Source organism: Paenisporosarcina sp. P5_A11 (assembly GCF_056400705.1).
Genome location: NZ_JBFUKT010000123.1, coordinates 1 through 9982 on the forward strand (window position 1 = coordinate 1; position 9982 = coordinate 9982).

Sequence of the window (9982 nt, forward strand, 5' to 3'; positions counted from 1 at the left end):
GTTCATCATCGGGGAACTTGAACTCATCGATATGAACTTTTAAGTCACCTTGTGCTTTTACATCCAGCGCATGTGACGCATCGTCAATATCGGCTGGTTCTGCCAGGAGAGCACGAATCCGATCGTAAGATGCACGGCCGCGCTCGACAATGTTAAACAACCAGCCAAAAGCAAGCATCGGCCAGACGAGTAAACCTAAATACGCAGTGAAAGCGATTAAATCTCCAACTGTCATATCTCCTGCAATGATGAATCGTGCACCAAACACAATTGATAGGAAAAATGAAACACCGACAATAGCAGATATCGTAGGATCAAATAGCGAATCCACTTTTGCTACATGAATATTTTTTTCTACCACATCATCCGATAACTGTATAAAATCTTGGATGTCTTCTTTTTCTTGGCCAAATGTTTTGATGACTTTTATTCCCGAAATACTTTCTTGTGTTTTATCATTTAAGCTAGAGAATGCTTCTTGTGCAAAGTGGAAGCGGTTATGTAGCTGCTTGCCGTAGTAATTCGTTAAATACGCCATAATCGGCATGGGAATAAGAGCAATAAGCGTTAATTTCCAGTCGATTGTGATCGCCATCGCGGCAATAACAAAACTACCTGTTGCCAGTGAATCCACAAGCGTTAAAACACCCGCTCCTGCTGTTTGTTGAACCGCTGATAAATCATTGGTCGCATGTGCCATTAAATCGCCAACACGTCGCTTTTGATAAAATCGTGGTGACATGCGAGTAAAATGTTCGAATAAACGCGCGCGCAATTGGCGTGCGAGCAAAATCGCTGAACCARAAATCATCATACGCCAATAATAACGAATGATATACATGGTAATTGCCGCACCAGCAAGCAACAGCAAGTCTTTTAAAAGCGCTTCGCCTGTTAAGGTACCTAGTCGAATTTCATCGACGACGTAACCAATTATTTTAGGTGGCAGCAGTTGCAAAAATGCAACAACCATCAGCATAATGATGCCGACGATATACTGTTTCTTTCTCTCTTTAAAAAACCACCCTAAATCTAAAAATACTTTCACGCAACTATCCCCCGATTTTCTTTTTCTGACTATATTAGTTTAGCAAATGTTCCGAATTTAGAGAAGATACGAAATGAAAATTATTCGGATTCGGAAATAGTTTGGATATCTTGAAGTAATCATCTGTCTTCTTGAGGATTGAGACGCCGAGTACATGTACAATTTCCCAAGGATTATGCTACCCGGCATGCTCCCTCACTTTATTCAGCTTTATGTCCTCCGATTAATTTCGCACGAGCTCGAGCTGTTCCGGCATCTGTATAGGAGACTGCCCGTAGTAAAGCCGTTGAACCATATTTACTGCGAATATGATCCATAGCGGAACCTAGCTTGCGTTTGCGCCATTTTTCCGCTTCAAAAAGGCTGAGCTGCATAGAATGCTCGGGCTCCATATTCGATAAGGTCACAGACAAACGTCGAACCGGTCGATCATCAAAATGTTCGTGCAATAACTTCACACATACTTGGTAAATTTTCATCGTGTCATTTGTAGCTTCTTCCATCGAAAGAGACCGATGGAATCCTCCTCCAAAAGCATCTTTGCTGTAACCAACACCTAGGTGAACGGTGCGCCCAACTTTTCCAGCTTCACGCGCACGTCTCGCCACGTCTTCGGTCATTTCAAGTACAACCGCAAGAATATCCTCCGTCTTGCGATAATCTCTGAATAAAATTTGTCCTTTGCCATAACTAATTTGCCCGTCGATAATGGGAGCACCTAGTTCTGATAAATCAATTCCCCATGCATGATGGTACAACTGATTTCCCATCACACCAAATTTTGATTCGAGTGTAGATAACTCGGTCTTTGCTAAATCTCCGATTGAAAAAATCCCCATGGCATTTAAGTTTTTTTCCATTCGCGACCCGATGCCCCACATTTCACTAAGAGGGGCAATTGGCCATAACTTTGTTTGCACATCGTCATAGGTCCATCGCGCGAATCCTGTTTTCTTCGCTTCTAAATCTAGCGCTAACTTCGCCATCAACATATTCGGGCCCATGCCCATCGCAGACGGTAATTGAAACATTTCCACTAAATCATCTTGAATACGCTGGATGGTTTGCTCAATTGGGCCCCACAACCGCTCCGTTCCTGCTAAATCAAGAAAGCTTTCATCCACACTGTAAACATGAATCGCTTCTTTCGGCACATACTCACTAAGCAATCGTGTAATTTCCATCGAAACCCGCACAAAAAAACCCATTTTCGGTTCAATTATTCGAATGTCCGGATGATCGGGAATTTCAAATAAACGTGTCCCCGTTTTCACACCAAATTCTTTTTTTAATGGGGGTGAAGCTGCTAAAACGACACTTCCCTTTTGTTGTTGATTCCCAATAATCGCAATCGGGGTTTTCATCACGTCAAGACCTTCATCCGCTGCTGCACAGCTTGCATAAAAGCTACGCATATCGAGACAGACAATTTTTCGGTCTGGGTATTTTTCATACATGATGCTTCCTCCTTAAAAACGAACAAATGTTCTTTATTGAATTATACCCCAAACAAACGTTCTTAATCAATGGGTGGAAAATATTTTCAATTTCTTTAAAAAGCATCTTCCGAAATAAACTCTAAGTATTTGAAAAGAAATTTGAGAATACGGGGCACACGCACACTACAAAATGATGATTGGTGAGGAAATCAATATTGCTGCGGTATCTGTTTAGAGATTGCTAATTATGAAAGTTAACGCTAACTTTTTTGAATAATAAAAAGCCTGAAGCGATTTCAGGCTTTTACTGATCAACAGTTGTCTTTTCCTTTAAGTTCTTGCATAGTAGTTGCTTTCATACTACCACCAGTATGAAAATGATATCGAATTATGATGCTATAAAGCCTATTTCTTAGACTTACTACTGATATTTTTGAAACTTATTATATGAGAAATTAAAAAGCTGAGAGTTTTCATTAGGTTGAATGCTCTCAGCTTTCTTAAATATAAGGAATAGACAAAAAACGGTAAATTTTATTAACCAGCTTTGGCAACTGTCTTTCACATAGTGTTGTATTCAACATGTTCATAGATGAATTACCGAAAAATGCTCGCGTTGCTATATCATCGTCTATCAGCTTAGTTGGTGCGGAATATACTGCAAGCACAGTTTGTATGCCACTACCTCATTAAACAAAAAATACCACATCTAGAAAGGCTGTGGTATTTCAAAATATAGATTAGCAAGAAAATAATTTGAAAACGATTGGTTGTGAAATCGACAATTAATTTTGATTAAATAAGATGCATTACTTTCTCAACGCTACAGCAGGCTCTGTATGAATTAACTTGTAGCTGGTTATTATGCTAATTACAATAACCACAACACCTGTGGAAAGTATTGATAGCAAGATTTGCAGTGGGGTGATAATAATTGCCAAATTGAAAACCATACCGATTAAATAAGTACAGCCAATGAGGATTGCGTTAAAGATAGCCGACATTCCCGATAAAAGCAAATTTTCACCGACAATCATTTTCCGTATTGTTCCTTTATCATATCCCAAAGCGGACATCAGCCCTAATTCCTTATATCTTGAATTTTGCAATTTAATAAGTAGTACTGTACTGATAAACAAACCAATAGCTAAAATTAAAATAGAAACAATAAAGAACAAACGGCTAAGACTGTTGAAAGTACTTTGCAAAGTTTCTACTTCTTTGGATGCAGTTTTACTTTCAATTTTTTTGTCAGCTAGCATTTGACTTACTGAAACAATATCTTCAAAGTTCTTTACATCATAGCTGATTGAGTAGTATTCTTCATCTTCCATATTTTGATAAAAATCCTGTTCAATATCGGAGCTTACAAAGTAATCATCGTAGCCTGCATTAAAAATGCCGCTTATCATAAGCGCGTATTCTTTATCACCATAATATAAAGTGAGTTCTTTACCAAGCAAGTTACTAATTTCATTTTCAAACTTTTTAGCGAGGCTCGGACTAAGTGCTATTTCATTTTCGCCTTTTTTCGGCATAGCACCRTATGACATATGTGCAGTAGCCTTTGCCACTGGGTATTTTTCTGCCAAATCTTCGGTTTTATCGCCTATTTTTAAAGTAACATCCGTTATTTTGTATTGATAATAAACATTTCCGATACGTTCATCTGATTTCAACATATCAAAAACGGTTCCATCATCCGAACTCTTGATATAGCCGTTGCTAAAAGCGGTATTTTTATCCTTAAAACCTGAAATAGACTCGTCCATAATATTCCCCGAAGATAAAGACAACATAAACACAAGGATACCTATGGAAATTGCTAAACTTACAGCAATATAGCGTGTGATATGTACTTTGAAGTTCTTAAGGCCCCGCTTGAACGCCGATACTTTGATAGCGTTATTTAAACTAAGTTTGTGATCACTAGAACTATCTGTCTGAGTATCGGTATCTTGTGCACTAATTTTTCCTTTCTCAATATGAACAACTTCATCGGCAAAGCTACAAATCTTTTGATCATGGGTAATCACAATAACCAAACGGTCTTTTGAAATTTCTTTTAAAAGCTCCATAATTTCATTGGAGTTGCTACGGTCTAATGCTCCTGTCGGCTCATCCGCCAAAATAATACGAGGATTACTACTTAACGCTCTTGCAATAGCAACCCTCTGCTTTTGACCGCCCGAAAGATTTTCGGTTTTTTCATCAATCTTTTGTGATAATCCTAGTTTATTTAGCAGTTCTTTGGCATTCCCTCTGTTTACCTCTTCATTTATAGTATTTAGCTCACAAGACAGCAAGATGTTTTCAAGGGCGGTATATCCACTTAAAAGATGATAGTTTTGAAAGATAAACCCGATATTGTCTCTGCGATAGGCACACAATTCATCGGTGTTCATTTTACTGATAGAAGTACCCAAAACCGTAATATCACCGCTGTAATCGCTGTCGAAGCCTGCAACCATGTTAAGCAGAGTGCTTTTGCCACAACCCGATGCACCTAAAAGGCAAATAAGTCCTTGGCTTGGAAAGTTAAAACTTATATGATCGAGAATTAGCGACTGATCATATCGTTTTACAAGGTTATTAATTTGAATCACTATCTGTCACCTGTCTTCAAAGCCGTTTTTATATTGGTCTTGATGAAGGTGATAGCAGTTGTAAAGTACGCCACAACGCCTACTAAAGCAATCAATAGCACGCCCGAAAACAACATCTTAGAACTTAGAATACTTGCGCTGAACAAGCCATTGGTAGCTATATTGATAAAAGGTGATGTAACAAGCATTAACAGAATTGCTGTACTGATTTCTGTGATCTTTTCCGTCAAGTTCAGCAGACTCAAATGAGCATTATTAAAGCCGCTGACTTTATAAATTGCATATTCTCTTTTTCTCATAAAACCTGTGATCAGGAAAATAGCAATAACCATAACGACAGACAAAATCCCTATGAGTACACTTGCAGAACCTGACTGTTCGGTTGTTTGCTCATTTAATCTAACAATATCCTCAACAAGCTCAAATTGACCGAGAGGTACAATGCCTTGTTCGTTAAGCTCGTCTTTAATGGAAATCATATCAGTAGGCGTCTTTGCTCGAATAAGAAAATTCATTGTCTCATTTTCAATTCCTGCTTGTCTTCTCAAGTCGTCAAGTGCAACTTTACTGAAAAAGAATGAGTCATCAACGGTATACTCTGTCATTTCCCCTTCATATTCATAATAGACAGTCGTATCTGCAACGCCTACTATTGTTGCGGTAATGGATGTGTCTCCAGGCGCACCTGTGCCCCAATTGTAAATAGAGCTGTTAAAATCAATTTCTTTGCCGACTGCTTGCTCGTTTGATATGCCCAATGTTTTAACAAAATTTTCTGGAACAACAACCTCGTTGTCTTTGCCAGTCGGCATTTTTCCTACTACCAACTTATTGATTGATGGCGCACTCCCCGTTCTTTGTATTTGATATTCTTTGCCGTCAACAGTTATATCTATATTATCAAACGCTTGTAAATAAGCGGTAAAGTCAGTACGCTCATCGCCTACATATTGATCATATAAGCCGCCAATATCTTGTGTTACATCAGTGTTCGGCTTTTCTTCCTTATTATCGTCTGTTCCTGCCGCACCTATAAAACTGCCAACTACGCTAATATCTGTAAGTCCTTCACCATAAGTATCAATCAGCTCGTCAAATTCACCTTGACTGCTATCCTCGATTGTCCCACTTACGGTAGTAAGCAAAAACGTCCCTGCTACCATTAGAGAAAGGGCTGATACTAGGAATCGGCCAAATTTACTTTTAACATTCGATTTGGTGATTGCAAAAGAGTTTTTGATAGATAAGCGATGACTTTCACCGTATGTAAGTTTTTCTGTTTTAGTTACAGTTTTTTGTGGGAATACAGTCGTTTCTCCCTCATCCAAATCTATAACGTTTGATTTATGATCAATTAAATTCGTATCGTGGGTTACAACTATAACAGTCCTGTCTTTAGAAATAGCTTTCAAAATATCCATTGTTGTTTTGGAGTTTTTTTCATCTAAAGCGCTAGTTGGCTCGTCCGCAATAATAACTCGCGGATTTTTCATCAGCTCTCTAGCGATGGCAACACGCTGTTTTTGACCGCCCGAAAGATATTTTACTTTTCGCTGTGCAAGGTCAAATATTTCAAGTTGTTTTAAAACCTTTTCAGCGTCCTTATGATTTTGTTTATTTTTTAAATACTGTGGTAACAACACATTGTCTAAAACCGATGAATCTTTAAGCAAATTAAAATCCTGCCAAACAAATCCGAAAATATTATTGTAAAAATAACTTTTTTCATTAGAGGTTAATGCTTTCATATTCTTTCCGCAATAGTAAACCTCGCCACCGAAATCTTGTTCCATACCACTGATGATTTTCAAAAGAGTCGTTTTACCACTACCCGAAGCACCAACTATAAAATTCAGTCCTTTTCCCATTGTAAAGGAAATATTATTCAAAGCGAATTCGCCGTTATATTGTTTGGATACATTCTTAATTTCAAACATCTATTTTCTCCTATCCACTATTTTAGTTTTTCTTCATTTAATTTTTTTTATTAAGTATTTTAGAACATACATTTTTTCTCCTATACTTGTGTCTCAATATAAAAAAATTAATTTGCGCATGAGAATACTTTATGAAGTGAATACCAGATTCGCTTGTCGTTCAGATGGTGTCATAAAAAAACTTCTAACGAATGACTGCACTATGACAATCACATAGCACAGATTTCGTTAGAAGATTTTTATCATTTGACGCTTACACAGAATTTTACTACTAACACGTTTTGTAATAGCATAATTCGAATGGTCAACCAAAATCTAGCCTGTAGTCTCATGCAAAAGTAATTTGTAAAATACTAGATGTTTCAATCAATTAATCTTTTGGCAAAGGTATTAATCGATTGTACACATTTCTCTGGTATAACCAATCAACTTATTTTTTTGACGCTTCTACTGATGGTGACGATTCTACTGCTGGTGTCATATTACCTTCAAGCGCAGCTTTTTCTTCAAGTGCTGCTCTTTCTTCTGGCGTTACTTTTACTGCTGCCGTTGCTTTTACTGCAGGTGTCGATTCTACTGAATCTGTCATTTTTACTGGCGATGTCGGTCCCTCGTTTAAATCATTTGGAGAAGCTAAAGCTGATCCTGCCATTACTGAAACTGCCAATGTTACTGCACCTAATAAAAGAACTTTTTTCACTTCAAATTCCTCCTATTTATTAATCGCTGTGCGATGTAGTGTTGGGACGTTGTTTCCCCACATATCTAATTTAACTAATGAATGTGACCGCAATATGACGACTTGAAAAATGTAGTGTATCACCCTGGCATATGGTTAGTAATCTACAGTCATATCCCCTGCTTATATAGGAAATAATGAGTCGTTGTCATTTTATCGGCATATTCAAGTGATAGACTAACCAATTAACTTTTATTGTGATAAGTTAATTACAAAGTATTGTAGAAAGGATGTTTTATAGTGAAGCGCATCTTACTTATTGAGGATGAATTGCCAATTGCTCAGTTATTAAAAGTATATTTGGAAAGAAATGATTTTTCAGTTTTGTACGATTTAGATGAAGGCAATGTAATTCAAACTTTTTTAAATTATAACCCTTCATTGGTACTTTTGGATTTGATGTTGCCTCAAAATGATGGGCTAGAGATTCTAAAACAAATCCGTCAATATGGAAGTTGTCCTGTCATTATCCTAACTGCTAGAGGGAGTGTGCCCGAACGATTAGCAGGGCTTGGACAAGGGGCGGATGATTATATCACAAAGCCGTTCGATCCCGAGGAGGTTGTTGCTCGAGTACAAGCCGTATTACGTCGCTCCACACATTTAGAAGATAATGAAATTATTAGATTAGGTCATCTCATCATAAACCTTACTACTCGTACAGCTTCTTTTTTTGATGAGTTAATTCCTTTGTCACCACGTGATTGGGGACTGCTTGCCTTTCTAGGACAACATACTAATCAATGCTTTACTCGTGATCAACTATTGGATTCTGTATGGGGGATGAATTATGACGGTGCAGATAGAGCTGTAGATGCTTCCATTAAAAGAATCCGCCAACACTTGCGTGATTGGTCAGCTGATGAGGGAGAAATTAAAACAGTGCGTGGAATGGGGTATATGCTATATGTCAACTAACTTACATTCTGATAACAGTATCCCTTTACTGCGTTTTTGGACCCGTAGATATGCAGGTGTATTAATAGCAATTCTTATCTTTTTAGGGATAATCGCTGGTGTATGGATAAAAGTAAACGAAAATCAACAAAGTTTTCAATTACTACAGGCGAGAGCGGAACAACTCAGCGTTTCCTATATACGCTCTACGGAAGTATTACAATCACAACCAAGTTCTAGCCAAGATGAACTACATATTCCACCTGCTACACCTACTACACCTGCAATACCCGTTACACCTGCTACACCAGCGGAAATAGTGCGTCCTGTTGCTCAAGATTTTATGCAAATTTTTAATGAAGAGGGCCACAATCTTATTAATTTTTCTAGTCTAGATACATCATTGTCCGAGACTCTTGCTGAAACACCTTCTACTGTAGAAAGTGTGCTAAGTGGTAAATTAACTAAAGAAAAAATCAAAATTAAGGATATTACATGGCTACGTGCAGGCATCCCTCTAAGTAAAGATGGCGAAGTGATAGGCGCTTTATATTTAAGTACCCCTTCACCAGAAATATTTTTAGATAATATAGAAACTTATAGCTTTCTCGTACTAATTATTTTGGGAATCGCATTTGGAGGTTGGCTTGTCATCTATCACCTGTCAAAAAAATTAATTCTCCCATTACATCAATTAACTGAAGCTGCGAGACAAGTCTCGGAAGGAGATTACTCTCCGAACCTACCATCCGCAACGAAAGTAAAGGAAGCAGAACTACAACAACTATTTTCTTCTTTTGAAGTGATGACAAAGCGTTTGCAACAACTTGAACAAATGAGAACGGATTTACTTGCAGGAGTTTCTCACGAATTAAGGACCCCTGTTACTTCGATACGTGGTATGATTCAGGCTGTTCAAGGGGGCATTGTCACTGGGGAAACAGCAGATCAATTTTTAGTAACAACGTTAGAAGAAGCTAAGCGAATGCAAAAAATGGTGGAAGATTTATTAGATTTCGCATCATTAGAATCCAGTGCAATTCATGGGGAATTCGTATTATTATCCCTATCAGAGGTAGTAGAAGAAGCAATCCAACAAGTTCATGCCATAGAAGGTTTTAAAGATATAGACATTGATGTCTCTCCTTTAATCAAACCACTGAAAATAGTAGCTGACAGAGGTCAGATTAAGCAAATTCTGCTTAACCTCTTAATGAATAGTGCAGGGGCAGAGGCTACTAAAATCACTTTAAGCCTCAATATTGAAGAAAAAAAGCTGTACCTTGATATATTAGATAATGGAAAAGGTATAGCAG

Annotated in this window: 7 protein-coding genes; 2 read left to right on the forward strand and 5 right to left on the reverse strand. The window is 37.8% G+C overall.

Features of this window, described 5'->3' with window-relative positions; genetic code table 11:
• The 5 genes from AC1DOS_RS14405 to AC1DOS_RS14425 all read right to left on the reverse strand — a co-directional run.
• The coding region (locus AC1DOS_RS14405; RefSeq protein ID WP_477538051.1) for an ABC transporter transmembrane domain-containing protein at window positions 1-1048 on the reverse strand (1048 nt) is incomplete at its 3' end.
• 200 nt (window positions 1049-1248) lie between these two features.
• Window positions 1249-2505, reverse strand: coding sequence for a Y-family DNA polymerase (locus AC1DOS_RS14410; RefSeq protein ID WP_108587932.1), 1257 nt, complete (start codon window positions 2503-2505; stop codon window positions 1249-1251).
• A gap of 791 nt (window positions 2506-3296) precedes the next feature.
• Window positions 3297-5093: an ABC transporter ATP-binding protein/permease gene (locus AC1DOS_RS14415; RefSeq protein WP_477538052.1), complete on the reverse strand. Its 1797-nt coding sequence runs from the start codon at window positions 5091-5093 to the stop codon at window positions 3297-3299.
• The gene (locus tag AC1DOS_RS14420) at window positions 5093-7030 is read right to left on the reverse strand and encodes an ATP-binding cassette domain-containing protein (protein ID WP_477538053.1); all 1938 of its coding nucleotides are present in this window, start codon (window positions 7028-7030) and stop codon (window positions 5093-5095) included. The genes AC1DOS_RS14415 and AC1DOS_RS14420 overlap by 1 nt, the downstream gene beginning before the upstream one ends.
• Before the next feature lie 430 nt (window positions 7031-7460).
• On the reverse strand, window positions 7461-7730 hold the full coding sequence (locus AC1DOS_RS14425) for a hypothetical protein (RefSeq protein ID WP_477538054.1): 270 nt from the start codon (window positions 7728-7730) through the stop codon (window positions 7461-7463).
• Window positions 7731-8009: 279 nt separating this feature from the next.
• Here AC1DOS_RS14425 and AC1DOS_RS14430 point away from each other — a divergent pair, with 279 nt between their 5' ends.
• Window positions 8010-8687, forward strand: coding sequence for a response regulator transcription factor (locus tag AC1DOS_RS14430; protein ID WP_477538055.1), 678 nt, complete (start codon window positions 8010-8012; stop codon window positions 8685-8687).
• Window positions 8677-9982 (forward strand): sensor histidine kinase (locus AC1DOS_RS14435; RefSeq protein WP_477538056.1); only part of this gene is annotated, 1306 nt, incomplete at its 3' end. The genes AC1DOS_RS14430 and AC1DOS_RS14435, both read left to right, overlap by 11 nt.

What these genes read in the sequence shown, in the direction of transcription:
- AC1DOS_RS14420 (WP_477538053.1), bottom strand. Translation starts at nt 7,030, where the DNA reads ATGTTTGAAATTAAGAATGTATCCAAACAATATAACGGCGAATTCGCT.
- AC1DOS_RS14410 (WP_108587932.1), bottom strand. Translation starts at nt 2,505, where the DNA reads ATGTATGAAAAATACCCAGACCGAAAAATTGTCTGTCTCGATATGCGT.